23 protein-coding genes are annotated in these 25,061 nt (G+C 69.6%); 10 read left to right on the top strand and 13 right to left on the bottom strand.

Features of this window, described 5'->3' with window-relative positions; all coding sequences use genetic code 11:
- Positions 1-8: 8 nt before the first annotated feature.
- From HG543_RS19615 to HG543_RS19605, 3 genes are all read right to left on the bottom strand, one after another.
- Positions 9-1,478, bottom strand: coding sequence for a TIGR02996 domain-containing protein (locus HG543_RS19615; RefSeq protein WP_169346330.1), 1,470 nt, complete (start codon positions 1,476-1,478; stop codon positions 9-11).
- Positions 1,475-2,914 (bottom strand): tetratricopeptide repeat protein, encoded by a 1,440-nt coding sequence (locus HG543_RS19610; protein WP_169346329.1) that lies wholly within the window; start codon positions 2,912-2,914, stop codon positions 1,475-1,477. The genes HG543_RS19615 and HG543_RS19610 overlap by 4 nt, the downstream gene beginning before the upstream one ends.
- A gap of 64 nt (positions 2,915-2,978) precedes the next feature.
- The gene (locus HG543_RS19605) at positions 2,979-4,001 is read right to left on the bottom strand and encodes a hypothetical protein (RefSeq protein ID WP_169346328.1); all 1,023 of its coding nucleotides are present in this window, start codon (positions 3,999-4,001) and stop codon (positions 2,979-2,981) included.
- A gap of 302 nt (positions 4,002-4,303) precedes the next feature.
- Here HG543_RS19605 and HG543_RS19600 point away from each other — a divergent pair, with 302 nt between their 5' ends.
- Together HG543_RS19600 and HG543_RS19595 are read left to right on the top strand one after the other, a co-directional pair.
- The gene (locus tag HG543_RS19600) at positions 4,304-5,143 is read left to right on the top strand and encodes a hypothetical protein (RefSeq protein ID WP_169346327.1); all 840 of its coding nucleotides are present in this window, start codon (positions 4,304-4,306) and stop codon (positions 5,141-5,143) included.
- A gap of 153 nt (positions 5,144-5,296) precedes the next feature.
- Positions 5,297-5,464: a hypothetical protein gene (locus tag HG543_RS19595; RefSeq protein WP_169346326.1), complete on the top strand. Its 168-nt coding sequence runs from the start codon at positions 5,297-5,299 to the stop codon at positions 5,462-5,464.
- A gap of 89 nt (positions 5,465-5,553) precedes the next feature.
- Here HG543_RS19595 and HG543_RS19590 read toward each other — a convergent pair whose 3' ends face one another.
- The gene (locus tag HG543_RS19590) at positions 5,554-6,864 is read right to left on the bottom strand and encodes an amidohydrolase (protein ID WP_343073397.1); all 1,311 of its coding nucleotides are present in this window, start codon (positions 6,862-6,864) and stop codon (positions 5,554-5,556) included.
- 94 nt (positions 6,865-6,958) lie between these two features.
- On the opposite strand from HG543_RS19590, the gene HG543_RS19585 reads away from it, so the two are divergent.
- Positions 6,959-8,347 carry an alpha-amylase family glycosyl hydrolase gene (locus tag HG543_RS19585; RefSeq protein ID WP_169346325.1) on the top strand — a complete coding sequence of 463 codons (1,389 nt, stop codon included), beginning with the start codon at positions 6,959-6,961 and terminating at the stop codon, positions 8,345-8,347.
- Here HG543_RS19585 and HG543_RS19580 read toward each other — a convergent pair.
- The 3 genes from HG543_RS19580 to HG543_RS19570 all read right to left on the bottom strand — a co-directional run bounded on the left by HG543_RS19580 (position 8,272) and on the right by HG543_RS19570 (position 11,567).
- Entirely contained in the window at positions 8,272-8,700 is a 429-nt protein-coding gene (locus tag HG543_RS19580; protein WP_169346324.1) for a response regulator, read from the bottom strand. The two genes, HG543_RS19585 and HG543_RS19580, sit on opposite strands and share 76 nt — an antisense overlap.
- Positions 8,697-9,794, bottom strand: a complete 1,098-nt coding sequence (locus HG543_RS19575; protein WP_169346323.1) for a PAS domain-containing sensor histidine kinase — start codon at positions 9,792-9,794, stop codon at positions 8,697-8,699. Before HG543_RS19575 ends, HG543_RS19580 begins: the two co-directional genes overlap by 4 nt.
- Positions 9,795-9,902: 108 nt before the next feature.
- A complete protein-coding gene (locus tag HG543_RS19570) occupies positions 9,903-11,567 on the bottom strand; it encodes an alpha-amylase family protein (protein ID WP_169346322.1) in 1,665 nt (554 codons plus the stop codon).
- Between the two features lie 167 nt (positions 11,568-11,734).
- Here HG543_RS19570 and HG543_RS19565 point away from each other — a divergent pair, with 167 nt between their 5' ends.
- Both HG543_RS19565 and HG543_RS19560 read left to right on the top strand, forming a co-directional pair.
- Positions 11,735-12,703 carry a TIGR03885 family FMN-dependent LLM class oxidoreductase gene (locus HG543_RS19565; protein ID WP_169346321.1) on the top strand — a complete coding sequence of 323 codons (969 nt, stop codon included), beginning with the start codon at positions 11,735-11,737 and terminating at the stop codon, positions 12,701-12,703.
- Between the two features lie 141 nt (positions 12,704-12,844).
- On the top strand, positions 12,845-14,167 hold the full coding sequence (locus HG543_RS19560) for a DUF418 domain-containing protein (protein ID WP_169346320.1): 1,323 nt from the start codon (positions 12,845-12,847) through the stop codon (positions 14,165-14,167).
- 203 nt (positions 14,168-14,370) lie between these two features.
- On the opposite strand, the gene HG543_RS19555 is transcribed toward HG543_RS19560, so the two are convergent.
- The gene (locus tag HG543_RS19555) at positions 14,371-15,042 is read right to left on the bottom strand and encodes a spermidine synthase (protein WP_169346319.1); all 672 of its coding nucleotides are present in this window, start codon (positions 15,040-15,042) and stop codon (positions 14,371-14,373) included.
- 142 nt (positions 15,043-15,184) lie between these two features.
- On the opposite strand from HG543_RS19555, the gene HG543_RS19550 reads away from it, so the two are divergent.
- Both HG543_RS19550 and HG543_RS19545 read left to right on the top strand, forming a co-directional pair.
- The gene (locus HG543_RS19550; RefSeq protein WP_169346318.1) at positions 15,185-16,045 is read left to right on the top strand and encodes a hypothetical protein; all 861 of its coding nucleotides are present in this window, start codon (positions 15,185-15,187) and stop codon (positions 16,043-16,045) included.
- 162 nt (positions 16,046-16,207) lie between these two features.
- Entirely contained in the window at positions 16,208-17,170 is a 963-nt protein-coding gene (locus HG543_RS19545) for a lipase family protein (protein ID WP_169346317.1), read from the top strand.
- A 331-nt stretch (positions 17,171-17,501) separates the two neighbouring features.
- On the opposite strand, the gene HG543_RS19540 is transcribed toward HG543_RS19545, so the two are convergent.
- Complete coding sequence (locus HG543_RS19540) at positions 17,502-18,470, bottom strand: LysR family transcriptional regulator (protein WP_169346316.1); 969 nt, start codon at positions 18,468-18,470, stop codon at positions 17,502-17,504.
- Between the two features lie 92 nt (positions 18,471-18,562).
- On the opposite strand from HG543_RS19540, the gene HG543_RS19535 reads away from it, so the two are divergent.
- Positions 18,563-19,879: an alkaline phosphatase gene (locus HG543_RS19535; protein ID WP_343073396.1), complete on the top strand. Its 1,317-nt coding sequence runs from the start codon at positions 18,563-18,565 to the stop codon at positions 19,877-19,879.
- Positions 19,880-19,953: 74 nt separating this feature from the next.
- Here the strand turns inward: HG543_RS19535 and clpB are convergent, their stop codons facing one another.
- A complete protein-coding gene (clpB, locus tag HG543_RS19530) occupies positions 19,954-22,578 on the bottom strand; it encodes an ATP-dependent chaperone ClpB (protein WP_169346314.1) in 2,625 nt (874 codons plus the stop codon).
- A gap of 116 nt (positions 22,579-22,694) precedes the next feature.
- Here clpB and HG543_RS19525 point away from each other — a divergent pair, with 116 nt between their 5' ends.
- The gene (locus HG543_RS19525; RefSeq protein ID WP_246357160.1) at positions 22,695-23,339 is read left to right on the top strand and encodes a hypothetical protein; all 645 of its coding nucleotides are present in this window, start codon (positions 22,695-22,697) and stop codon (positions 23,337-23,339) included.
- Positions 23,340-23,360: 21 nt separating this feature from the next.
- On the opposite strand, the gene HG543_RS19520 is transcribed toward HG543_RS19525, so the two are convergent.
- From HG543_RS19520 to HG543_RS19510, 3 genes are read right to left on the bottom strand one after another with little or no spacing between them, the layout of a single operon-like run.
- Entirely contained in the window at positions 23,361-24,014 is a 654-nt protein-coding gene (locus HG543_RS19520; protein WP_343073395.1) for a hypothetical protein, read from the bottom strand.
- Positions 24,011-24,325, bottom strand: a complete 315-nt coding sequence (locus HG543_RS19515) for a DUF1844 domain-containing protein (RefSeq protein ID WP_169346313.1) — start codon at positions 24,323-24,325, stop codon at positions 24,011-24,013. Before HG543_RS19515 ends, HG543_RS19520 begins: the two co-directional genes overlap by 4 nt.
- Positions 24,322-24,591 (bottom strand): hypothetical protein, encoded by a 270-nt coding sequence (locus HG543_RS19510; protein WP_169346312.1) that lies wholly within the window; start codon positions 24,589-24,591, stop codon positions 24,322-24,324. Before HG543_RS19510 ends, HG543_RS19515 begins: the two co-directional genes overlap by 4 nt.
- Positions 24,592-24,682: 91 nt before the next feature.
- Between HG543_RS19510 and HG543_RS19505 the strand changes: the two genes are divergently transcribed.
- A partial coding sequence (locus HG543_RS19505) for a thiamine phosphate synthase (RefSeq protein ID WP_211194034.1) occupies positions 24,683-25,061 on the top strand: 379 nt, incomplete at its 3' end.

Raw genomic sequence — 25,061 nt, 5'->3', positions numbered from 1 at the left:
GACACCGCTCACGTCCATTCGACGTGGGCGTAGGCGGCCGTGGCGCGCTCCAGGAACTGGCGCTCCGTGCTGTCCAGGTCGGGCGGGACGCGGATGCGCAGGCCCTGGGTGCCGAAGCCCACCGCGTGGCGGATGGCCGCCGCGAACTCGCCGTAGCGCTCCCGGTTGAACAGCGCCACCGACACCGTCACCGCCTCGGAGGGCGTCGCCTCCAGCGTCCAGTCGGTGCGCACCGACACGGTGAAGCGCTTCAGGCGCCGGGCCATGGGCGACGTGGCGCACAGCATCACGTCGCGGGTCTCCGCCTGGGGAATCTCCACCGATGTCAGGTGTGGCAGACCGGTCAGTGAGGTGAAGATGTCCGGCGCCTCGGTGGAGAGCCGCCCCTGCAGCTCCAGGCTTCGCACGCCCAGCCCATGAGCGCCCAGCCCGCGGCCAATGGCGCCCCGCGTCCGGCTCAGCCTCTTGAGGGCATGCACATGCGGGTGCGCGAGCCAGGCCGCGGCTTCGGGGGGACCCGACCCGTTCCAGTCGATACTCTCCACGGTGCCCCAAGCGGGCCCGGGAGGGGTGAGCGACTCCCGGCGCCCGACGTTCATCTGGACCGCCACCGGGAAGCCCCGCTCGAAACGGGTGTGCTCGGGAGTCACGTGAGGCCCCAGCGGCACCTGCCATGTCACGGAGTGCTTCTCCAGCAGCTCGCGGACGCGGGCCGCGTCGGGCTGGGACGCGTACTGGAGCATGATGAACTCTCCCAGGGCGTCGCCCTGCTCCTGCAGGTGGTCGGCGAGCACCATCCGCGCGCTGTCATCGTCCGGGTGCGCGTACACGCGAGCCAGCAGTGCCTCGCGGAGGGGCGCGTTCCGCGCCTCGGTGTCGGCCCGCGCGCCGATGGCCCCTTCCAGCGCCTCGCACAGGGCGAGGGCCTGCTCGTCCAGCGGCACCAGCTCGTGCTGGATGATGGCGTCGAGGACGCGCTGGAAATGCTGGCCGTGTTGGCCGTCCGGGCCCTTGCGCCGGGTCAGCCGGCGGAGGGTATCGAGCGAGCGCGGGTCCCGCAGGTGCGCGAAGAGCCCGCAGAGGCCCTGGAGCACCTGCCGATGGGTCGAGATGTTCATCCGGGTGAGGGTCACCAGCACGGGCGTGAGCCGGGGGTCCGCGGGCCACGTGCGGAAGTCTTCCAGCTGGCGGCTCAGCTGCTCCGCGTCTCCCCAGTTCGTGGGCCACAGGAAGTCCGGGAGCAACCGCGCCATGTCCATGGGCCGGTGCCGCGGCGTGGCGGGCGCGGAGGGCTGACTCCAGTTCGGGGGCATCCTGGCCATGAGCCGGTTCGACAGCGTGTCCACCAGCGCGGCCAGGCGCTCCGAGCGCGACTCCCGCCACGCCTCCAGCATGCGCAGCAGGGCTTCCTCCTCTTCGCGGTGCTCGAAAGCCGTGAGCGCCCGCTCCAGCAGGCCGTGCAGGCTCTCGTCCGTCATTTGGAGCGCTTCTCGAGCTTCCGCAGCTCCCGCTCCGCGTACTTGCGCTGGGCGGCGGTGACCTTGCCGGACAGGAAGCGCTGATAGGCCTCCATGGCCTCCGGGAGTTTCCCCATGTCCCGATACAAATCTCCCCGATTCAGGTGGAGCACGTTGCGCTCGCGGTTCGTACGCATGAGCAGGTCCATGCATTCGGTGAGTACGGCCTCGGCCTGGGACCACTCCTTGCGAGACCACAGCGCGAAGCCGAGGTTGTTGAGGATCTCCGCCCAGAGGTCGATGGACGCCTGCCGCACGGTGTTCATCTGTTCTTGCAGGACGGCCGCCTCCTCCTCGCTCAACGCGTGGATGTTGACCAACTCCTCATTGACGGGGGCGGGGCGGCCCTGGTGGATCCACGTCCGGTACAGCCCGGCCCATGCGGTGAGCGCCTCCTTGGGACGGTCCGTCCTCCACAGCTCGAGCGCATTCTGGTTCGCGGCGAGCAGACCGTCGTAGGTGCGCCGTTCGTCCGCGATTTCCTTCAAGGCCTCGGCCGCCTGTTCTTTCGCGAGCGAGCCGTCCTCTTCCATCTGCGCGAGTATCCCCACGGAGTGCGTGCGGCCCGCGTACGCGTCGCACGAGACGTCCGCTTCGCCTGTCTTCGCGAACGTACAATCACAGGTCGGAAGCGAGGTCCCCTCACCCATCCGGGACAGGCTGTACGCCACCTGCTCCAGCCCGAAGCTTTTATCGGTGTCGCCGACGGCATCCTCGATGCACTGGCAGATCTTCCCTGTCATCGCCTTGCTGGCCGTTGCGTTGACTTCCTGGGTGAGGCTGTCGATGACCCACAGCGCGCATTCCTCCCGGGGTGCGGCGAGCAGCCAGCGCGAGTTGGGCAGGTAGGCCCATTGGAGCGCGCCGGCACCCGCATCCCCGGCACCGAGCACCTTCGCCAGGGCGAGCGCCGCCTCCGGGAAGGTCTCCTCGACCGAGCGCGCCTCATCCGGGAACAGGGAGAGGGTCCACGCGTCCTTCACGCGTCGAAGCCGCAGCAGGCAGCGCTGCGGGCCATTGCCGAAGCGGAGCGCGGCCGAGGTCGCGCTCTCGGGTTCAGGGGAGAGCTGCGTGACCTCGCCAGCTGCCGGACAGCCATTGCGCGGCACCTTCGTTCGGACCAGGGCCGGGGCAACGGGCTGGCCCGTGCGCCGGTCCACCACGAAGAAGGCATCATCGAAGGCGACCTCGTCGCCCTCGGCTTTCCAATACTTGGGGACGAGGAAGTAGCCGACGTGAAGCCCCGCCTGGGGAAGCTCGGCCCAGCGCTCCTCGAGGACGAAGCGTCCGCCGCGCCACTCCTGGAAGGCCTGACTCTTCTTCAGGCTCGCGGACGGGGACTCCGGGGCGGTCGCGGGCGCGGCGGCGACGAGGAGCGTGAGAAGAAGTGGAAGCATGGTGGGAGCGGTATGGAATCACACCGCTCACACACTGCCCAGCCGCCCGGCCCGGCGCTCGCGGCTACTTCTGCCGGATGCGGATGAAGTTGATCTTGTTGTTGCCGGCGCCCGCCGCGTTGCGCACGGTGAGCCGGCCGTCATTCACCGAGACGACCCCGGCGCCATTGACGAAGCCGTAGCCGGTGGGGATGCCGCTGAGGGCGACCTTGTCCTCCACCTGGATGCGGTATGCGCCATTCTTCGTGCTCGGGTCCCCGGCCATCATGTCCACCTCGTAGACGCCGTTGGGCACGGCAATCTCCCAGAAGAAGTCGCCGCCCTGCTGCATGCGCGCATGCCGCTGCGCGAGGATGTCGATGTCGTAGCTGACGTCCACCATGTTGGCCGTGTTGTCCACGTTCCACCCGAAGGTGAAGCCGAAGCCCCGGCTGCCGTACGCCTGACCGTAGTCGGAGAGGTAGCCGTAGATCTCCGTGGGCGAGGCCGACGCGGGCTGGAAGTTGACGTCGAGGCCGAACTTCCGTGTCACCTCCACGAAGGCCAGCTTGTTGTTCACCGCGAAGCTGTCGTTGCGGATGGTGAGCCGGCCGTCATTCACGTCGACGGTGGTGACCGCCTCGACGAAGCGGTTGCCCGTGGTGGGCGTGCCCTTCAGGACATGGCCGTAGTACTCGACGCTGAAGATGTAGTCGCTGTCGAAGAAGCTCGGGTCGCCCGCGACGAGCCGGACCTCGTAGTAGCCGTTGGGCACGGCCAGTTCCCACGTGTAGTCGCCACCGTTCTGCGTGCGAATCACCGTGTCGTAGGCCTGGGACGGCGTGTTCGCGTCGTTGCGGTCGCGCGTGTTGGCCGTGTTGTCCATGTTCCAGCCGTACGTGTAGCCATTGCCCCGGCTGCCATAGACCTGCCCCGAGTCCACGACGAAGCCGGCCGGGACGGGGGAGCCCGCGGGCTGGAAGTTCACGCGCGCCTGGAAGGGAGCGAACGGGGAGAACGGGCCGGACTGCGCGAGGGCCGGAGCCCCGAGCAATGACAGACCACCGAGCACCGCCAGGCGCAGCGACTTCGACAGGGACTTCAACATGATGTGACCTCGAGGGGAGTGGGAACCGCGCCTCACGGCGGGCCGTGGGGCGAAGCACCGCTAACACGCCGGTCCCACGCCCCCACAAGCCACACATGTCGTGTGGCGGGCACGCCGGCTGATTCCCTGCCAGGCGGTATGCGCCCGGTTTGGATTTTTCTCCACGCAACAGGGCAGGGGTGGTGCTCGAAGGAGTTCCCCGCGAGTGTTCACCGCCGGGAAGGCGCCTCGATTCCTCACGGCCGGAGCTCCACCGGGTCGTTAGCGTGGCCCGCATTGCATCTGCCACGAGGAGCGCGGCCATGGCCCTGACCGAAGTCTTCCGGAACCCTTCCATCCGCCGGGTGCGCGGCGCCCTGCTGCTGGGGTGCCTGTTGGCGCCGTTGGCTGCGCGGGCCGATGACAGCCTCCTGGAGGCGCTCTTCATCGAGGTGGAGGCGGGCCCTCTGAAGGTGTTCCGCAACGAACTGGGCTTCGGCGCCGGGGGCACGCGCTACTCGGCGGAGGACATCAACCAGGACGAGCCCCTCTTCAACACGAAGCGCGCCTCCGTCGAGGCGCGGCTGGGCGAGCGCCATGGCGTGGTGCTCCTCTACGCGCCGCTGCCCATCACCACCCGGGCGACGCTGACGAAGGACATCCTCTTCAAGGACACGCTCTTCCCAGCGGGCACGCCGGTGGAGCACACGTATTCCTTTAGCGGCTACCGGGCCAGCTACGTGTACCGGCTCATCAACGGCGAGCGCTTCCAGTGGGACGTGGGCGTCAGCCTCCAGATTCGCACGGCGCTGGTGGAGCTGCGCTCCCAGGACGGCGGGCTCTACGCGCGGGACGCGGACATCGGCCCCGTGCCCGCGCTGAAGACGCGCCTGACCTGGTGGCCCTCGAAACGCCTCTGGGCCGCGCTGGAGGTGGACGGGCTCGTCAACCCCACGGACCCGAGCGGTGGGGCGCTCTATGACGCGGCCCTCACCCTGGGCGTGCCGCTGGACGATGATGCCGCCGTGTCCCCCTACCTCCGCCTGCGCTTCTACGGCGGGGGTGTGGACAACACGGACTCGGACTCACCCATCTACAACTTCGCCAACCTCGGTTTCGCCTTGCTGGGCGTCCGAGCAGACGTCGTGGAGCTGCTGGACTGAGCGGGGCGCGAGGGCCGCGCAAGGCCTGCCGGGGAAAACGCGCCGGAACGCAGCTTTTTCGCTCCGTGCCAGGGCCTCTCCTCTGGAGCGGCGTGGTCCGCGAAATGCAAAAGCATGGCAGTGGCCGGACCGAGAAGAAACGGCCTGGCCGGAATGGACCTGAAGGACCGCTGGCGTGAGCTGGAGCCGAAGGTGCTCGAAGCGGAGCGCCGGGCGGAGGAGGTGGACATCCGCGTGATCGATGAGCAGATGGAAGGCTTGAACGCCGTCCGCGCGACGATGCGCGAGAGAAAGGAGGGAGGCCGTCAGCGGCCTGTCTGAAGTGCCTGACAATCTGCCCCAGGAGCACGCCCGCGAGAAGCGGGCACGCTCCGGGGGCGAGTCGGCGCCATTGCCGACTCGATGTCTCTTCAGGGCTTGCCCAGCAGCTCCAGCGCGGCGGTGGTCAGCGTGGTGACGCCGGTGCGCAGCGTGCGCTCGCGGTCGGGCGCGTAGAAGGGCGAGTGCGCCGAGGGCAGCGTCTCGCCCGCGGCCTTCGCCTCGGCGAAGCGCTTGGGCTCGGTGATGCCGAGCCACAGCATCACCGCGGGCACCCCCGCGCGGCCGTACTCCGAGAAGTCCTCGCCGCCCATGACGGACGGGGCCTCGCTCAGGTTCTTCTCGCCGAGCACACGGCCCACCGCGGCCACCAGCCGCTTCGTGAGCTCCGGGTCGTTGTAGGTGGCGGGCGTGCCCTCGGTGACGGAGACGTCGGGAGGGCGGGGCGCGCCGGAGGCCATCGCCTCGGCCTTCGCCACGCGCTCGATGCCGGCCAGCAGCGCCTTGCGCACCTCCGGCTTGTACGTGCGCACCGTGAGCTGCAGGCGCACCTCGTCGGGAATGATGTTGTGCTTGGTGCCGCCGTGGATGGAGCCCACCGTCACCACCGCGGGCTCCAGCGGGTGCTTCTCCCGGCTGACGAGCGTCTGCAGGGAGAGGATGGTCCGCGCCGCCATCACCACCGGGTCCACCGTGGTGTGCGGATACGCGCCGTGCCCGCCCTTGCCGTACAGCGTGACGTCCACCGAGTCCACGCTCGCCATCGAGTAGCCCGGGGTGAACTGCACCGTCCCCGCCGCGGCGGTGGGGACGGTGTGCTGGGCCACGGCGAAGTCCGGCTTGCCGAAGCGCTTGAACAGGCCGTCCGCGAGCATGGCCCGGGCGCCCGCGCCAATCTCCTCCGCCGGCTGGCCCACCAGCATCAGCGTGCCGCGCCACTGGTCCTTCGCCTTCGCCAGCAGCGTGGCCGTGCCCAGCCACGACGTCATGTGCACGTCATGACCGCACGCGTGCATCGTCGGCACCGTGGCCCCGGACGCATCCTTCACCTTCGTCTTGCTGGCATAGGGCAGGCCCGTCTTCTCCTCCACGGGCAGCCCGTCCAGGTCGGTGCGCAGCATCACCGTGGGCCCCTTGCCGTTGCGCAGCAGGGCGACGATGCCGTGCCCGCCCACCTTCGTCGTCACCTCGTAGCCCAGCTTGCGCAGGCGCTCGGCCAGCTTCGCCGCCGTCTTCTCCTCCTGAAGGGACAGCTCGGGGTTCTGGTGCAGGTCCCGGTAGAGCGCGTCCAGGTCCGGGTACACCGCGTCCAGTCCGCCGAGGACGGGGGAGGGGGGCTGTTGCGCGAAGGCGGGGCTCGCGATGCCGACGGCGAGGGCGGCCAGCAGGGAGAGGGATTTCACCAGACGGTCTCCTGTCCGAGAGGAAGAAGGGCAGGCAGGCAATAGAGCACACCCGGGTGGTCGGGTGCTCTCGGGGTGCGCATGCATCGACGGCATGCCTTCCGAGACGACGCTCGCACAGCCGCCCTGGGTTCACGACGCCGTCTTCCTCCACGTGTACCCGATGGGGGCCTGTGGCGCCCCCGCCACGAACGACTTCCACGGCCCCCCTGTCGCGAGGCTGAACCGGCTCCTGCCATGGCTGGACACCTGGGCCTCGCTGGGGGTGAACGCCGTCTACCTGGGCCCGGTCTTCGAGTCGTCCTCCCACGGCTACGACACGGCGGACTACTTCCACGTGGACCGGCGCCTGGGGGAGGACGACGCGCTCGCCCGCCTGGTGGACGGGATGCACGCGCGGGGCATGAAGGTGGTGGTGGACGCCGTCTTCCACCACGTGGGGCGGGGCTTCTGGGCGTTCCGGGACGTGCGGGAGAAGGGGCAGGGCTCGCCGTACCGGAGCTGGTTCTCCGGCCTGCGCTTCGACGGGCGCAACCGCTTCGGCGACCCCTTCGTGTACGACGGGTGGCACGGGGTGGACGAGCTGGTGAAGCTGGACCTGCGCCAGGACGCCGTCCGGCGGCACCTCTTCGACGCGGTGGCCCACTGGGTGAAGCGCTTCGGCATCGACGGGCTCCGGCTGGACGCGGCGGATGCCATGGACCTGGACTTCTTCGACGGGCTCCACGCCTTCTGCCGCGGGCTGGACAAGCCGCTGTGGCTGATGGGCGAGGTCATCCACGGCGACTACCGCCAGTGGGCGCGGCCGGGGCGGCTGCACTCCACCACGGACTACGCGCTGTGGAAGGCGCTCTGGTCCAGCCACAATGACAGGAACTACTTCGAGCTGGCCCACACGCTGAAGCGGCAGGTGGCTCCGGGCGAGGGCATGTACGAGGGCCTCACCCTGTACACCTTCGCGGACAACCACGACGTGAATCGGGCCGCGAGCCTCCTGAAGGACGCGCGCCACCTGCCCTTGCTCTACCTGCTCCTCTTCACGCTGCCGGGCGCGCCGTCGCTGTACTACGGCAGCGAGTGGGGACAGCAGGGGCGCAAGGAGGGCGGAGATGACCGGCCGCTGCGGCCGCCACTGCCGGAGCCGCCGGGGCCCGCGGACCAGCCGCCGGGACTGCGCGCGGCCATCGCCCGGTACATCGCGCTCCGTCACCAGCACGCGCCGCTGCGGCGGGGCGGCTACCGCGAGCTGCTGGTCCGCAACGAGCAGCTCGCCTACGCGCGCGAGCTGGGCACCGAGTCCCTCATCGTCGCGGTGAACTGCGCGGACAAGCCGTCGGAGCCGCTGGCGTTGTCAGTGACGGGTGCTCCGGACGGGGAGTGGGCGGACCTGCTGGAGCCCTCGCGGCGCTATTCCATGCGGGGTGGGCGGCTCCAGCTCGGCGCCCTGCCGCCCATCTCCGGCTGCGTGCTACGCCGGGCGTGAGCGTTGTCCTGGATGATGCGCGCGAGCCGTTGCTCCAGCTCCCCCATGTCGAAGGGCTTGGGGAGGTAATCAGAGGCGCCGAGCACGCGGCACCGCGCGGCGAGGTCCCGCCCCGCGGAGACCAGGAGGACGGGAACCTGGAGGCCCCGCTCCCGGAGGGCCGCCATGAAGCCCGCGCCGTCGAGCACCGGCATCATCATGTCCAGCACCACGGCGTCGAAGCCTCCGCCGTCGAGCTGCTTCAGTGCCTCGGCGCCATTCAGGGCGACAGCGACCTCGTAGTCCAGCTCCAGCACCGCCGCGATGCTGTCCAGGATGTCCGGGTCATCATCCACGAGCAGCACGCGCTTCACTTCGCTCCCTCCGTGCTCGCGGGGAACTCCAGCGTGACGGTGGTCCCCCTGCCGAGCTGGCTGGCGACTCGGAGGGCGCCGCCATGCTGCTCGGCGATTTCCCGTGACAGGGCGAGCCCCAGGCCCAGGCCGGGGTAGTTCGCGGGAGACGCGTTGCTCGCGCGGAAGTAGCGCCGGGTGACGCAAGGGAGCTCCTCCGCGGGAATGCCGATGCCCGGGTCGCTCACGGACAGCCGGTACACGGAGTCCTCGCGCGACAGCGCCACCTGCACGGTGCCGCCGGACGGGGAATACTTCAGCGCGTTGTGCAGGAGGTTGCCGAGCACCTGCTCCAGCCGCTGGCGGTCGCCCTGGACGCGGAAGGGCCCACCTTCCACCTTCACGTCGAAGGCGTGCGCGGCGCGGGTCCGCACGCGGCTCGACAGGTCCTGTCCGAGCCGCGCCACGTGCTCCCGGACCAGCGCCTCCAGGTCCACTTCATCCCGCCGGATGGAGAGCGCCACGCCCTCCTCCAGCCGCGCCGCGTCGCCCAGCTCGCGCACCAATTCCGCGAACTTGTCGCTCTGGGCCTTGAGGCGGTTGAGCAGGCTCTCATCCATGCTCTCGCCGCGTGCAACCTTGCGGCGGGCCGCCTCCAGGAACGCATTCATGGAGGTGATGGGCGTGCGCAGCTCGTGGGCGATGAGCGACAGGAAGGTGGTCTTCATCCGGTCCGCCTCGCGCCGCTCGTGCACGTCCACGCAGCTGCCGATGAAACCGGCGAAGGCCCCGGAGTCGTCCCAGAAGGGCACGCCCCGGTCGAAGATGTAGCGGTACACGCCGTCATGGCGCCGCAGCCGGTATTCCATCTCGAAGGGCTGCCGCCGGCCGAAGCCATCGAGGAAGATTTTCAGGCAGCGGTCGAAGTCGTCCGGATGGACGCCCTCCGCCCAGCCATTGCCCATCTCCTGCTCCAGGGTCCGCCCGGTGAAGGAGAGCCAGGTCTCGTTGAAGTAGTCACACTTCGCGTCGAGTCCGGCCCGCCAGATCATCGTCGGGTGATGCTCCACGAGGGCGCGGTACTGGTCCGGTGGGAGGAGGGGGTGCGAGGTCATGGCTCATCCCGGAGGCGGCGTTCCCGCCGCGATGGGCCCCCTCGCTATACGAATCGCCACTCGGTGGCGGTACCCCCTGGTTGCTCTTCGGGATGATGGAAATGCTCATCATCGAACGTTCGGCCGGGGAGGTGCCTGGGGACCGGTGGGGGGCTCCATGCGGAACCAGCGATAGCCGTAGCCCTCCAGCGTCACGCGGTGCCGGCCGTTCTTCCCCGGCGGCGAGTGCGCGTCCGACAGTGCGTGGACGAGCCGCGAAGGAGGCCCGCCCGGGGAGAAGCTCACCTCGCACGCCTTGCCGGACAGGTTGTGCAGCGTCACCAGCGACTCGCCGCGCCAGTCGTACCGCAGCGCGAGCACGTGCTCCGGCTTCACGCGCAAGAGGCGCCACTCGCCCCAGCCCAGCTCCGGGCACTCCTTGCGCAGGCGCACCATGCGCTCCATCCAGTTGAGCAGCGACGCCGGGTCCCTCCGCTGCGTTTCCACATTCACGTGCGGGTAGCCGTAGGGGGCCTCGGCCACCACCGGCCGGAAGGGCTCGGGCGCGCGCGTGAAGCCGCCGTGCGGCTCGGCGGACCACTGCATCGGCGTGCGTACGGCCTGGCGCTCGTGGAGGGACAGGTTCTCGCCCATGCCCAGCTCGTCGCCGTACCAGAGCACCGGCGTGCCCGGCAGGGACAGCATCAGGCTGAAGGCCAATTCCAGCCGGCGCCGGTCCGCGGACAGCATGGGCGCCAGGCGACGCCGCAGCCCGCGGCCGTAGAGCTGCATCTTCGGCTCCGGGCCCAGCTCCGCGAAGATGCGCTTGCGCGCCGTGGCGGACAGCCGCCCCAGGTCCAGCTCGTCGTGGTTGCGCAGGAAGTTGGCCCACTGCGCGGTGTGCGGCAGGCGCGGCGCGGAGCCGAGCGACTGCGCCAGCGGCGTGGCGTCCTCCGTCACCAGCGAGAGGAAGAGGTTCTGGTTCGCGGCGAAGTTGAAGACCATCTGCATGCGGTCCCCGTCCGTGCCGAAGAAGTTCGTCACCTCGTCCATGGTGACGTTCGCCTCGGCCAGGAGGATGGCGTCGCCGCTGCGCCACGAGAGGAACTCGCGCATCTCGCGCAGCAGCTCGTACGGGTCCTTGATGCCGTGGTTCTTCAGGCCCTTGGTCTCGATGAGGAAGGGCACCGCGTCCACCCGGAAGCCGGACACGCCCAGCTCCAGCCAGTAGCCCATCACCTTGAGCAGCTCCTCGCGCACGGCGGGGTTGGCGATGTTCAGCTCGGGCTGGAAGGGGAAGAAGCGGTGGAAGTACCAGGCCTTCGCGTCGCGGTCGTACGTCCACGTCGTGCTCTGCGAGCCCGGGAACACCATGCCCTTGTGGGCGTCCTTCGGCTTCTTGTCCGCCCAGACGTAGAAGTCGCGGAAGCGGCTGTTCGGGTCCTTGCGCGCCGCCTGGAACCACGGGTGCCGGTCGCTGGTGTGGTTGACCACCAGGTCGATGATGACGCGCATGCCGTGCTGCTTCGCTTGGTGGGTGAACTCCACGAAGTCGCCGGGCGAGCCCAGCCGCGGGTCCACGCCGTAGTGGTCGGTGATGTCGTAGCCGTTGTCGCGGTTGGGCGTGGGGTGGAAGGGCATCAGCCACAGGCAGGTGACGCCCAGGCCCGCGAGGTAGTCCAGCCGCCGCTGGAGTCCGACGAAGTCGCCCACCCCGTCACCGTTGCCGTCCATGAACGTCTCGACGTCCAGGCAGTAGACGACGGCGTTCTTGTACCAGAGGTCCTGAATCATCCCGTCTCCTCGGACGGAAGGGTGGGGGTGATGCCTCGAAGGCGGCAGCGGAACCTGTCAGGGGCGTGCGCCAGCGCACAGCACGAGGGGCGGGGCTTCCATCACCGGACACTCGGGCGCACGCGAGGCTCGCGGTGTTCGATGGCCGAGACCAACGTGGCCGAAGCATGGTCACCCTCGGCTATCACGCCTCCCACGAACAGTTTCCCCCGAGCGAGCTGCTGCGCCTGGTGCGTCAGGCCGACGCCGCGGGCTTCATGGCGGCGCTCAACTCGGACCACTTCCACCCCTGGACGGACGCCCAGGGGCACAGCGGCTTCGCCTGGAGCTGGATGGGCGCGGCGCTGGCCAGCACGAAGCTGGCGAGCGTGGGCGTCGTGAATGCGCCCGGACAGCGCTACCACCCGGCCATCATCGCGCAGGCGCTGGGCACGCTCGCGGAGATGTTCCCCGGCCGCGCCTGGGCGGCGCTGGGCAGCGGGCAGCTCGTCAACGAGGGCATCACCGGCCAGCCGTGGCCGGCGAAGGACCAGCGCAACGCGCGGTTGTTGGAGTGCGTGGAAATCATGCGCGCGCTCTTCCGGGGCGAGACGGTGACGTACCGGGGGCTCGTCACGGTGGAGGACGCGAAGCTCTACTCGCGCCCGGCGAAGCCGCCCATGCTGGTGGGCGCGGCGATTACTCCCGCGACGGCCGAGTGGGTGGGCGGCTGGGCGGACGGGCTCATCACCATCAGCAAGCCGCCCGCGGAATTGCGGAAGATGGTGGACGCGTTCCGGCGCGGCGGCGGCGAGGGCAAGCCCATGTTCCTCAAGGTCCAGCTGTCGTGGGCGGAGGACGAGAAGGCCGCGGTGCAGGGCGCCCTGGAGCAGTGGGCGGCGAACATCTTCGCCAGCTCGGTGCTCACGGACCTGCGCCGGCCCTCGCAGTTCGCGGAGATGGCGAAGACGGTGCAGCCCAAGGATTTGGAGGGCAACGTGCGCATCTCCTCCAGCCTCCAGCGCCATATCGACTGGCTGGCCGAGGACGTGAAGCTCGGGTTCAGCCACCTGTACCTGCACAACGTCAACCGCGGGCAGGAAGCGTACATCCAGGCCTTCGGCGAGAAGGTGCTGCCGGCGCTGCGCTCGGCGTGACGGGGGCCGTGGGCCGGGAGTCGGGCCCATTTCCAGGAATTCGCGGAGACGGTCCGCACGGTGAGTCCCCGGAGTGCTTCCGGGCGTGAACGACTCCTGGGCGAAGTTGACGCTTTCGGGCGGGAGGCGTCTGCTGGACGCATGTCCGAAAACACTCCTCCCACGGTGACTGCTGACACCGTGGCCCGTCCGGTGGGGCTCGCCGAGCGGGTCGTCCTGTTGGACGCGCTGCGTGGCTTCGCGCTGTTTGGCGTGTTCCTGTCCAACAGCATCACCTGGTTCAGCGGTCGGACGCTGCTGCCGCGCGAGCAGGCCCAGGCGATGGGGGCGCCGATGCTCGAGATGGTCGTCGGCTCGGCCTACCAGTTCCTGGTGAACCAGAAGTTCATCACCATCTTCGCGTTCCTCTTCGGGCTGGGCTTCTCCATCCAGATGACGCGGGCCGAGGCCCGGGGCAGCTCCATCGTCCCGCTGTACCTGCGGCGGCTGCTCATCCTGATGGGCATCGGCTTCGTGCACCTGTTCGCCATCTGGGTGGGCGACATCCTCCACACCTACGCGATGGTGGGCTTCCTGCTGCTGCTGTTCCGCGCCCGCTCCCACCGGGCGGTGCTGGGCTGGGCGGTGGGGCTGATGGTGACGATGTCGCTCGTGCTGCCCACGCTGCAGCGCTTCGGGCCGGTGTGGCTGTACGGCGCGGAGGCGGCGGCGGAGCTGGCGAAGGCCACCCAGGCCGAGGCCGCCGCACAGCGGGCCGCGTTCCTGGAGGCGCTCTCCAGTCACTCGCTGTGGACGGCGCAGGCGGGCAACGGGCGGTACTTCATCGACACGTTCATGCGCCTGGACCGCCTCAAGTGGATGGGCTTCATCCTCGCCCGCTTCCTCTTCGGCCTGCTCGCGGGACGGCTCCTGCTGTTGCAGGACGTGGAGCGTCACCGGCCCCTGCTGCGGCGGCTGGTGGCGTGGGGGCTGAGCGCGGGCGTGGTCATCAACGGCACCGGGCTGGTGATGTACCGCCTGCGCAGCATGGGGAAGCTGGGCACGGCGGGGGACAGCGCCTGGATGTTCTACCTGAACGCCCTCCAGGAGCTGGGCTTCCTGGCGATGGCGGCGGGGTATGTGGCCCTGTTCGCGCTGCTGTTCCAGCGCGTGCGCTGGCAGCGGGTGCTGGGCGTGCTGGGGCCGGTGGGGCGCATGGCGCTCAGCCAGTACCTGCTCCAGTCCGTGGTGAGCGTGTGCATCTACAACGGCTGGGGACTGGGGCTCATCGGCAAGCTGCCGTCGTCGCGCGTGGTCGCCATCTGCTTCGTCGTCTTCGCCGTGCAGGTGGTGCTCAGCCACTGGTGGCTGGCGCGCTTCCGCTTCGGCCCGGCCGAGTGGCTGTGGCGCTCACTGACCTACGGCCGTGCGCAGCCGATGCGCCTGTCGGCGCGTGAGGGCACGGCGGAAGCACCGGTGTCCTGAGGAAGGGGAGGCTTGAGCGCGCCCGAGTGAACAAGCCATTTTGGGGTTCTGATTAAGAGTCAGATGCCGATCCCTCGGCGGCGCCCCCATGGAGTGGAGGCGGACGGAGTCGAACCGTCTTCCAAGCGTGTAGGACCTCTTCGGCCGGGCGCGCTCGATTCAGAAGGACGGCGCGGCGGAAGAAACCCTGACGGGCCCGGTGCTCAGGGCCCGCGCCGGCCCATGAAGAGGGTGTGGCGCGTGCCCTTGGTGCCATGCGCGGCGGGGTGGAGCACCTGGACGGTGAAGCCCGCCTGCCCCATGCGGCGCTCGAAGCCGGGGGCGGGCCCCGCGCTCCAGATGCCGAGCGTGCCCCGGGGGCGCAGGGCGTGGAAGGCGCGCGCCAGGCCCGCGAGTCCGTAGAGGCCCTGGTTGTCCGGGTGGGTGAGGGCGGTGGGGCCGTTGTCCACGTCGAGCAGGATGGCGTCGAAGGTGGCGGTGTGACGGGCCATGAGGGCGCCCACGTCTCCCTCCACGACGGTGACCCGAGGGTCCTCGAGCGGCGCGCCCGCGAGCGGGGCGAGGGGCCCCCGGTTCCAGGCGATGACGGCGGGCAGCAGCTCGGCCACCGTCACCCGGGCGTTGGGGCCGACGCGGTCCAGCACGGCGCGCACCGTGTAGCCGAAGCCCAGGCCGCCCACGAGGACGCGGGCGCCGCTCTTGCCGGCGAGGTCCGCGCATCCGGCCTCCGCCAGGGACTCCTCCGAGCCATGCCGCCGGCTGGACATGAGCGTCTGCCCGCGTACCCGCAGGACGTACTCGTCTCCCCGGCGGGCGAGGGTGACTTCCCCCACGTCCGGGACCTGCGCGGTGTCGAGCGTCTCCCAAGGCTTCATGGCCCGGGCTCATCGCGCGGAGTGGGGCGCGGGTCAAGGCGGTCCGTGCACCTGTTTTCATCCTGCTCACGGCCGTGCATGGCGGAAGGTGGCCGGGCTACCCTCCGGTTCGACTGAACTGCCTTCGAGGAGCCTTTCCGCCATGAGTGCCGACGTCATGCCAGCTCAGAAGGACCTCGACGAGGTGCTCGCGAGGTGCACCTGGGTTCACCTCAGGCCCGTGACACCGAGGAAGCCCACCCCAGGGCTTCCGCTCGACGTGCGCGACACCGCCGCCGTGGCCGCATTGCGGACGTGTCTGGCCATCCGCGAGGACGCGGAGGGCTTCCACTGCATGTGCATCGGGGACTTCGCGCTGGAGCTGCACGATGAGCAGAACCTCCTCGCCGTGCTGACCATGCACCATGGCGTGTCCATCCGGTGGGACCGCTGGACCTGGGATGCGGCCCTGAAGGACGGACCGCGGTTGCTCGACTGGTTCGCCTCGGTGGGGCTGACGAAGCCACGCGAGGATGCCCAGGAGCATCGGCGTGCCGGTGAGGAAGCCGCGGCGGCGGAAGAGCGCTGGCTCGCCGCGATGCCCGCGTGCCTGCGCCCCCTCTGGCGCATCGAACCGGGGACCGGGATGGTGGAGGATGTCGGCGCCCTGCGTGCGCCCCTGGCGGAGGCGTTTCCCGACGTGAAGATGCGCATCCTGGAGCTGTTCCGCTGGTTCGGAAGCGGGAAGGGGCCCTGGTCGGGATACCCCTCGTACGAGGGTGCGGCCAAGACGCTCCTCCTGGACTACCCGATACCGGTGCTGCTCTCCGCGCTGGAGGGACGCGAGCTCTCCGCGAGCGAGCTGGAAGGCGCCGCGCGCCTCTTCGCGAGTGGGGAGTTCGGCCGGCAGGGGCGCCAGGAGCGGCACCTCATTCCGAAGGCGCTTCGGGAGCAGATGCTGGCGCAGGCGCTTGCGTCCCAGGACAAGGACAAGCGCATTCGCGCGCAGTATGCGTTTGGCTGAACCCCGCTGGCCGACACGTCGGGCCGACATGTCGGAAGGCGCCAGCGCGCGCGAATTCACGGACGGGACACGGGCTCCAGTGCGGAAGCGTGTCGGCATGGGCACTGCAATGGAGGGAGGGCACCCCTGAACAAGGCTCCACCCCCGCCGAAAGGAATGCTCATGGCCTCTACTTTCAACTCCGCGCAGGTCGCCGTCACGCTGTCCGCCGTTTCCTACCTGGGACAGTTCGACACCAATTCCAAGCGCTTCACCGAGATGAACCAGGCCCTGGCGAACACGGTGGGGAATGGCTGGTCCATCGTCTGGGGCCCGGCGACGCAGGGCGAGGACCTCGTCTACGTCGCCTCCAACGGCGCGGGTCAGTACGCGGTGGTGGTGCGGGGCACGCTGTTCGACCGCATCGAGGATGTCATCCAGGACAAGAGCGTCGGCGAGCAGGTGTCGCTGCCCTTCCTCTCTTCCGGGGCGATGGTGTCCCTGGGCGTTCAGGAGGTGATGACGAACATCCAGGCCATGGTCTCCTCGGTGCCGGGCTCGGGGAGCGGCACGCTGCTGTCCTTCCTGCAGGCACTGACGGGCTCTCCGAGCCTGCTCGTCACCGGGCACAGCCTCGGGGGGCAGATGGCCAGCGTGGTGGCGATGTGGCTCCAGGGCACGCTGACGAATGTCTCGTCCGTCCTGCCCATCACCTTCGCGGCGCCAACCGCGGGCAACCCGGCCTTTGCTGCGTCCTTCGACTCGACGTTCAACGCCGCGGGCGCCATGCGGTACTACAACACGCTGGATGTGGTCCCCTGCCTGTGGACGGTGGAGGGCCTGACGTCCATCGACTCCGACTACGCCGGAGGACCGCAGGCGGGCCCCGTCGTGAAGGGCGCGGTGAAGTGGGCCCTGGACACCCTCCAGAGCAACGACCTGACGTACACGCAGCCGAGCGCGAGCACGAGCCTCAAAGGCCAGCTCTACTCCACCGGGTGGATTCTCCCGTTCGAGCAGGAGGTCAACGACCAGCACCGGGCGCTCTACTACATGTTCCTGCTGGGCATCCCGGTTCCGACCATCCATCAGCTCGACTCCAAGTGGGCTCCGCCGTCGCAGGTGGCGCCGCGTGCCGTGGGCTGATTCAGGACGCGGATGAGTCCCGCCGAGGAGGCACCTCGGCACAGCATGAACAGGGGGGCGGAGGCCCGCTCCCGGGCGCTCCTGTCGGAATGGAAGCTCCATTCCGCCTGACACCGCTGGCCCCGGGGCCCCCTTCCGGAACGGAAGCTCCATTCCAACCCGGGCTTGCTGACCCTCGGGTCGCCTCTTCTTGGAATGGAAGCTCCATTCCGACTGGGCGTGCTGGTCCTGGGCGGCGTCCACCCGGAATGGAAGCTCCATTCCGCCTGGAGCAGTCAGCTGCGGAGTCGGGGTCCTCCGTCCACCCGGTGGAGCCCGATGCGTTTGTTGCTCATGCCCTCCGTCGGCCCGAGGTTCCTCGGGAACGGCTCGAGGGCCTGGTACCCACTGACGTCTTCTTCGGGGCACTCGGAGTGGGGCGTTCCGCTCGCAGCGCCTCGATGAGCCGCTCCACGTCCGGGTGGTGCGCGGCGCCCGCCCGCGTCACCGAGTAGATGGCGTTGGTCGCCCGGCGTGACGTGGGGCGCAGCAGCTTCACGCGCCCTTGTTGGACGGCCTGGGCCGCCACGTGGTCCGGAATCACGGACACGCCCCGGCCCAGCGCCACGGTCTCCAGCACCTCCTCCAGTTCCTCGAAGTGGCACACCTCGCGCATCCCCGCGGGCTGCGTCCCGAAGTGCGCGTCGAACCACCGGCCGAACACGTACTCGCATTCGTCGTAGGTGATGAAGGGCAGGGTTTCATAGCCCTTCACGGACCGCGGTGCGTGCGCCGAGGCGTCGAATCCGGGCGGCGCGATGAGCACCAGTTCCTCTCGTCGCAACGGCTGGACGCGCAGCAGCCGGGAGACTCGCGGCACGTAGACGATGCCCAGGTCGCACCGGCCTTCCTCCAGAGTACGGAATACCTCGTCCACCGTGGGGAAGCGGAGGGAGTAGCGCAGCCTCGAGAACGGTGGCTGGCACAGGAGTGGGAACAGCACGTAGCGGCCGAAGCCACTCACGGCGGCGATGTGCAGCGGTTCCTCGGTCAGCGGCGCGCCTTCCGCGAAGGACGCGGCCAGCCGGCCGAACTCGCCGAAGAAGCGCTCGCAGAGTTCGCGCAGCCGCTTGCCGGCGGGTGTCAGCAGGAGCGGGCGCTGGGCCCTCTCGATGAGTCGTGTCCCGAGCTGACGCTCCAGCATCCGGACCTGGTAGCTGATGGCAGGCTGCGTCCGGTGCATCACCGCCGCGGCACGGCTGAAGCCGCCCTCCCGGCATACGGTGAAGAAGGCCTCCAGGTAGCGCGGGTCGAGGTCCATCAAATGATTTTTGCCTGTTCCGGAAAACGTTCAATTGGCTTTTGCCAGGAGCGTCCGGCAGCTTGCCGCCCGACACGTCAGCCCGGGCGTTCATGCCCCCGCCATGTGCCCCCGCATGGCATCGGGGGACGCCCCGGCCCGAGAGACACCTCATGCCTCGTATGCGCTGGTTCCTCACCGTCCCCGCCCTCGTCGCGTTGTCCTGCCGGAGCGGTCTTGCCGCCATGCCTCAGCCAGCGGCCTCCGGGCCCGAGCCGACCGTTGCCATGTGCGGGCCTCTCGCCGTCGTGACCGCTCCAGCCGGCGCCATGCCCGAGCGAACAGCCGCCGTGCCCGAGCGAACGGCTGCCTTGCCTGCTCCAGCCGGCGCCGCGCCTGCGAGAGCGGCCCCCATGCACGGCCCTCGGGCCGCTCCGCCCAGCTCAACATCCGCCTTCCCCAGGAATGTCGTCCTCCTCGTGGGCGACGGCATGGGCCCGTCGCACTTCGCGGCGGCGAGGCTCCTGCGTGGGGACGCCTTCGAGGCCGGGCGCTTCCCGGTGACGGGCCTCGTGGCCACGGCCTCCGCCAGCTCTCGGGTGACGGACTCGGCGGCGGCGGCCTCGGCGATGGCGACGGGCCACAAGGTGAACAACAAGATGCTGAGCGTCGACGCCGAGGGGCGTCCGCTGCCCACGCTCCTGGAGCTCGCCGAAGGGCAGGGCAGGGCGACGGGGCTTGTGACCACCACCTTCTTCGGAGACGCCACACCCGCCGCCTTCGCCGTCCACACCGCGCGCCGCGAGCAGGTGACGGGAATCGTCGACCAGCTCCTCGCGAGCCAGGTGGACCTCATCGCGGGCACCGGTGCGGAGCTGTTCGGCCGAGACGGGCTGCCCGAGCTACCCGCCGCCGCGTCGAAGCAGGGGTGGACGCTCATCACCGAGCCCGCCGCGCTGGCCTCGGCGCCCGCGTCGAAGGCGCTCGCCGTCTTCCCCTCCCAGAAGAACGACGTGGACGTCCCGGGCGCCCGGCTTCCGACTCTGGCCCGCTGGGCGCTCGAGCGGCTCGCGAAGGACCCGGACGGCTTCTTCCTCGTCGTCGAGCACGAGGGGACGGACAAGGCCAGCCACGAGAACGCGGCGGACGACCTGCGCGCCAGCCTGCGCTCCTTCGACGAGACGGTGGGCGTCGTCGCGGACTTCGCGCGTCAGCGCGGCGACACCCTGGTGCTCGTCATGGGCGACCACGAGACGGGCGGCCTGCGCGTCGTCGCGGAAGGCGCCGGAGACGTCGCCCTGGAGTTCGGGAGCACCGTGCACACCGGCTCGCTCGTCCCGCTCTTCGCCCTGGGGCCCGGCGCGGAGCGGTTCGTCGGCCTCTACGAGAACACCGAAATCCACCGGAAGGTGAGGGCGCTGCTTCGCTAGCCCCTCGAAGACGAAGGGCCCGGAACCGCCGAGCGATTCCGGGCCCTTCCTGCCCCACAAACCTCGAGCGCCCGTTACGCCGTGCGCTTCAGGTTCTTGTTCGCGTCCACCAGCACCTTGGCGAACGTGAGCTTGTCGCCGCCCGCGTCGGCCTGGATGTGGTCGCCGGGCACGAACTCGCCGCCCAGGACCTTGATGGCCAGCGGATCCAACAGGTACTTCTGCACGGCCCTCTTCAGCGGCCGGGCGCCGTACGTCGGGTCGTACCCGCGCTCCGCGAGGAACTCGCGCGCCGTCTCCGTCAGCTCCAGCGTCAGCCGCTTGTCGGCGAGCAGCTTCGACAGCCTGCCGAGCTGCAGGTCCACGATGCGGTAGATGTCCTTCTTCCGCAGCGGCTCGAAGATGACGATTTCGTCCACGCGGTTGAGGAACTCCGGCCGGAAGTGTCCGCGCAGCGCGTCCATCACCTCGTTGCGCGTCCGCTCGTCCAGCTCGTCCTTCCCCGCCATGCCGGCCTGGATGTCCTGCGAGCCCAGGTTGGACGTCAGGATGAGCACCGTGTTCTTGAAGTCCACCGTGCGGCCCTGGCTGTCCGTCAGCCGTCCCTCGTCCAGAATCTGGAGGAGGATGTTGAACACGTCATGGTGCGCCTTCTCGATTTCGTCGAAGAGCACCACCGTGTACGGCCGCCGGCGCACCGCCTCGGTGAGCTGGCCGCCCTCCTCGTAGCCCACGTACCCCGGAGGCGCGCCCACCAGCCGGGACACCGCGTGCTTCTCCATGTACTCGGACATGTCGATGCGGACCATGGCCGAGTCGTCGTCGAAGAGGAACTCCGCCAGCGCCTTCGCCGTCTCCGTCTTGCCCACGCCCGTGGGGCCCAGGAAGATGAACGAGCCAATCGGCCGGTTCGGGTCCTGCAACCCGCTGCGCGCGCGGCGCACGGCGTTGGACACGGCCTCAATCGCGCTGCGCTGACCAATCACCCGCTGCGCCAGCCGCTCCTCCATGTGGACCAGCTTCTGCACCTCGGCCTCCATCAGCTTGGAGACCGGGATGCCCGTCCACTTCGCCACCACCTCGGCGATGTCCTCCGCGTCCACCTCCTCCTTGAGGAACTTCTGGTTCTTCTGCAGCTCGGCCAGCTTCTCGTTCTGCGCCTGGAGCTCCTTCTCCAGGGCCGGCAGCACGCCGAACTTCAGCTCCGCCGCCTTGTTGAGGTCGCTCTGGCGCTCGGCCGCCGCCTGGTCGTTCTTCGCCTTCTCGAGCTTCTCCTTCAGCCCGCGGATGGCGCCGATGGCCGTCTTCTCCGCGTCCCAGTGCGCCTTGAGGGCGTTGAACTTCTCGCCCAGGTTGGCCAGCTCCTTCTCAATCTGGCCGAGGCGCTCCTGCGAGTGCGGGTCCGTCTCCTTGCGCAGACCTTCCTTTTCAATCTGCAGCTGCGTCATCTTCCGGCGGATGTCGTCCAGCTCGGTGGGCATCGAGTCGATTTCGATGCGCAGGCGGCTGGAGGCCTCGTCGACGAGGTCGATGGCCTTGTCCGGCAGGAAGCGGTCCGCGATGTAGCGGTGGCTGAGCGTGGCGGCGGCGACCAGGGCGTTGTCCTGGATGCGCACGCCGTGGTGCACCTCGTAGCGCTCCTTCAGGCCGCGAAGGATGCTGATGGTGTCGTGCACGCTGGGCTCGCCCACGAAGACGGGCTGGAAGCGTCGCTCCAGGGCCGCGTCCTTCTCGATGTGCTTGCGGTACTCATCCAGCGTGGTGGCGCCGATGCAGTGCAGCTCGCCGCGCGCCAGCGCCGGCTTGAGCATGTTGCCCGCGTCCATGGCGCCTTCCGCCTTGCCCGCGCCGACGATGGTGTGCATCTCGTCGATGAAGAGGATGACCTCTCCGGCCGCGTCCGCGATTTCCTTCAGGACGGCCTTGAGGCGCTCCTCGAACTCGCCGCGGTACTTCGCGCCGGCCACCATGGCGCCCAGGTCCAGGGAGACGAGCCGCTTGTTCTTCAGGCCCTCGGGCACGTCGCCGTCGACGATGCGCCGCGCGAGCCCCTCGGCGATGGCCGTCTTGCCCACGCCCGGCTCACCGATGAGCACCGGGTTGTTCTTCGTGCGGCGGCTGAGCACCTGCACGCAGCGGCGGATCTCCTCGTCACGGCCAATGACGGGGTCGAGCTTGCCGGAGCGGGCCGCCTCGGTGAGGTCGCGCCCGTACTTCTCCAGCGCCTGATAGGTGGCCTCGGCGTCCTGGCTCGTGACACGCCCGGAGCCGCGCACCTCCTTCAGGCCCGCCAGCACGCGCTCCCGCGTCACGCCGGAGGACTTCATCACCTCGCCCACCGCGCCCTTGTCGTGCGTCAGCGCGAGCAGCAGGTGCTCCGAGGAGATGAACTCGTCCTTGAGGGACTTGGCCTCGTCCTCGGCCTTGTCGAACGTCTTGAGCAGGCGCTGGCCCAGCATCGCGCTCTCGCCGCCCTGCATCCGGGGAAGCTTCTGCAGCGCTTCACCCAGGCGGGCCGCGAACAGCTTGGAGTCCGCGCCAATCTTCCGAAGCAGGGGCTCGACGATGCCGTCCTTCTGGCCCAGCAGCGCCGTGGCCAGGTGCTCGGGCTCGTACTGCGGGCTGTCCGCCCGACGAGCAAGGGACTGGCCCTCGTGGATGGCCTCCTGCGCCTTCACTGTGTACTTGTCGAGTCGCATGTCTTGAACGTAAGAGTCGGACCCCTCTTGGCAAGTTGACTCGGTGCGTCGGAGTGTCCGCCCGCCGTGGAATACTTTGGACACCTGGTAGCTACCGGCCTTTCAAGGAGCCGGGGTTGCCACGCGGCGCCCGGCCCGGTATAGGCGGCGCCATCTTCGGGGGGCTGATCCTGGAAGCGCACGGCGGTTATCTCGTACGACTCGAAAGCCTGGGTGGGCTGGAGCTGCTCCGGCTGGCACGTGAGGCGCTCGCGCTGGATGGCGCGGAAGGCGCCACGGGCCTGCAGGTGACGGTGAACCGGCGCCGCAAGGTGGTGCGCCTGGCCTACGTGGGGCCCTTCACCGCGGGCCGGCAGGGCGCGCACTGGTACGCGGCCCACCACGCGCTGCCGAGGCTCCTGTCCCGCGCGGCCAACATCACGGTGCACGCGTACGTGTATGACCCGGACGAGGGCGAGGAGGTCATCGCCTACGGCAACGGCCGGCGCGTGGGCGGCGAGCGCGTGGTGTACGAGGACGTGGAGCTGCCCGGACGCCCCGAGGACGTGGACGAGGCCGCCTTCACGCACATGCAGGAGCGCTGGCCCGTGGGCCACCTGGCCTACGTCTTCGGCCTCGCGCGCAAGGAGCTGCTGCGGCTGCCCCTGGCGATGCCGAACATCGTCATGTCGCTGGACGGCACGGAGGAGGACAGCGCCGAGGCGCTGGAAGAGCTGCTGCCGGGCGCGCAGGGTGCCCTCCCGGTGACGCACGCCCGCTAGGAGGGCGTCCCGGGGAGCGGGCTACTCTTCCTGCGGGCCGTCCTGGGCGGTGATGGCCTCGCGGACGGAGTCGCTGCGGAAGTACTGGCCGAGCAGGGCGAAGGTGCCCGCCACCAGCGCCGTGGCGATGAAGGACATGCCCGCGGCCATCGTCGGCATGGCCGAGCGCACCATCTCCGCGGCCACGGGGTCCTGTCCCGGCTGGAGCGGCATCTGGCCCATGGACTCGGCCATCACCTGACCGACGCGGCGGAGCACGACGGCGGACTGGGCGCCGTCAATCGTGCGCAGCACGGCCACGGTGATGGCGGCCCGGCCGAGCAGCTTCCTCATGCCGTCCCGGGGCAGCCCGTCCGGCCGGAGCATGCGCCCGGCGGCGACGAAGACGAAGGCGCACGCCACGGAGAGCACGCCCATCAGCACCGTGCGCGGCTCGCGCATGGGCTCCAGGGCGGAGTACTGCGTCCTCACGACGCGGGGGAAGAAGTCCTCGTCCCCCATCCAGGCGGGGTACTTCGTCTCCAGCTCGCGCTCCCGGGCGTCATGGAAGTGCGCGAGCGTGGTGGCCTCGTTGAGGGCGAGCCAGCCGGTGAAGGCCGACATCACCAGGCACACCATGGCGGCGAAGCGGATGCCGCGAGGCAGGCGGCCCGGGTGGGGAGCAGACACCGTCACCGCTTGCTCGCCTCCACGAAGCGCAGGCGCAGGTCCGTGAGGAGGCCGTCGAAGAGCTTCTCCTCTTCCGCGGTGAGGTTCCCCTTCGTCTTGGCGCGCAACATCGAAAGCAGGTCCAGGTTCTGCCGGGCCAGCGGCAGGTCCTTCTCCGTCTGGCCCGTCTCCGGATTCGGAGCGTCACCGAGGTGGATGAGCACCGCGGTGCCCAGCCCCACGATGAAGGTGCTGAAGGAAATGGACTCCTCGGACGCGGAGCGCGCTTCCCCCCGCATCACGAAGGTCTCGCCGCGCTTCTCGTCCCCGGAGCTCATGCGGAGGCAGACCCCTCGTCGTTGTCGTCCGCGCCGCCCTCGTCCTGCTCGTCGGCGTCGTCCTCGTCCTCGAGGTCGTCCTCGTCATCCTCGTCGATGTCGTCGACATCGCCGAGCATCAGCGTCTCGACAGGGACGGCCTTCTCCGCCACGTCGGGCAGGCCCTTGATGTGGCGCTCGTACGCCTTGTCGTCGAGCTGGCCGGAGCGCAGGTACCGCTCCGCCGTGCGCTTATCCAGGTACTTCGGGTCCGCCGAATCCGCCATGTTCAAATCCTCAGAATTGCTTGGAAATCAGCGCGGCACCTTATAGCAGGGAGGCCATCTGTCAACGCCGCCGTCCGACTGTCCGGAGCCGATGAACGCCCCGTCCCGCCCCATGCTTCCCCGAGGTCTCTACGTCCTCTGTGACGACACCGTCCTGCCGGAGCTTCCGCTGGTGGACAAGGCGGCACGGCTGGTCGCGGGTGGGGCGAAGGTGGTGCAGCTGCGCATGAAGCGCACCCCGCTGGGGGCGGCGCTGGCCGCCGCGCGCGAGGTGGCCGCCCTGTGCCGGCGCGCGGGGGCCGTGTGCCTGGTGAACGACCGGGTGGACCTGGCGCTGCTGGCGGGGGCGGACGGGGTGCATGTCGGAGACGAGGACCTGCCGCCGGAGGCCGCGCGCGAGCTGTTGGGGCCCGGCCGGCTGGTGGGCGTCACGGCGCGCGGGGTGGAGGGGGCGCGGGCGGCGCTGGCGG

It is taken from the genome of Pyxidicoccus fallax, assembly GCF_012933655.1.
GTDB classification, from domain to species: domain Bacteria; phylum Myxococcota; class Myxococcia; order Myxococcales; family Myxococcaceae; genus Myxococcus; species Myxococcus fallax.
The sequence above is the reverse complement of the archived record's forward strand: the minus strand, read 5'-3'. Positions and strand labels throughout refer to the sequence as shown.

Coding starts and splice junctions, on each gene's coding strand:
- HG543_RS19615 (WP_169346330.1), bottom strand. CDS start 1,478: ATGACGGACGAGAGCCTGCACGGCCTGCTGGAGCGGGCGCTCACGGCT.
- HG543_RS19610 (WP_169346329.1), bottom strand. CDS start 2,914: ATGCTTCCACTTCTTCTCACGCTCCTCGTCGCCGCCGCGCCCGCGACC.
- HG543_RS19605 (WP_169346328.1), bottom strand. CDS start 4,001: ATGTTGAAGTCCCTGTCGAAGTCGCTGCGCCTGGCGGTGCTCGGTGGT.
- HG543_RS19600 (WP_169346327.1), top strand. CDS start 4,304: ATGGCCCTGACCGAAGTCTTCCGGAACCCTTCCATCCGCCGGGTGCGC.
- HG543_RS19595 (WP_169346326.1), top strand. CDS start 5,297: ATGGACCTGAAGGACCGCTGGCGTGAGCTGGAGCCGAAGGTGCTCGAA.
- HG543_RS19585 (WP_169346325.1), top strand. CDS start 6,959: ATGCCTTCCGAGACGACGCTCGCACAGCCGCCCTGGGTTCACGACGCC.
- HG543_RS19575 (WP_169346323.1), bottom strand. CDS start 9,794: ATGACCTCGCACCCCCTCCTCCCACCGGACCAGTACCGCGCCCTCGTG.
- HG543_RS19570 (WP_169346322.1), bottom strand. CDS start 11,567: ATGATTCAGGACCTCTGGTACAAGAACGCCGTCGTCTACTGCCTGGAC.
- HG543_RS19565 (WP_169346321.1), top strand. CDS start 11,735: ATGGTCACCCTCGGCTATCACGCCTCCCACGAACAGTTTCCCCCGAGC.
- HG543_RS19560 (WP_169346320.1), top strand. CDS start 12,845: ATGTCCGAAAACACTCCTCCCACGGTGACTGCTGACACCGTGGCCCGT.
- HG543_RS19555 (WP_169346319.1), bottom strand. CDS start 15,042: ATGAAGCCTTGGGAGACGCTCGACACCGCGCAGGTCCCGGACGTGGGG.
- HG543_RS19550 (WP_169346318.1), top strand. CDS start 15,185: ATGAGTGCCGACGTCATGCCAGCTCAGAAGGACCTCGACGAGGTGCTC.
- HG543_RS19545 (WP_169346317.1), top strand. CDS start 16,208: ATGGCCTCTACTTTCAACTCCGCGCAGGTCGCCGTCACGCTGTCCGCC.
- HG543_RS19540 (WP_169346316.1), bottom strand. CDS start 18,470: ATGGACCTCGACCCGCGCTACCTGGAGGCCTTCTTCACCGTATGCCGG.
- HG543_RS19535 (WP_343073396.1), top strand. CDS start 18,563: ATGCCCCCGCCATGTGCCCCCGCATGGCATCGGGGGACGCCCCGGCCC.
- clpB (WP_169346314.1), bottom strand. CDS start 22,578: ATGCGACTCGACAAGTACACAGTGAAGGCGCAGGAGGCCATCCACGAG.
- HG543_RS19515 (WP_169346313.1), bottom strand. CDS start 24,325: ATGAGCTCCGGGGACGAGAAGCGCGGCGAGACCTTCGTGATGCGGGGG.
- HG543_RS19510 (WP_169346312.1), bottom strand. CDS start 24,591: ATGGCGGATTCGGCGGACCCGAAGTACCTGGATAAGCGCACGGCGGAG.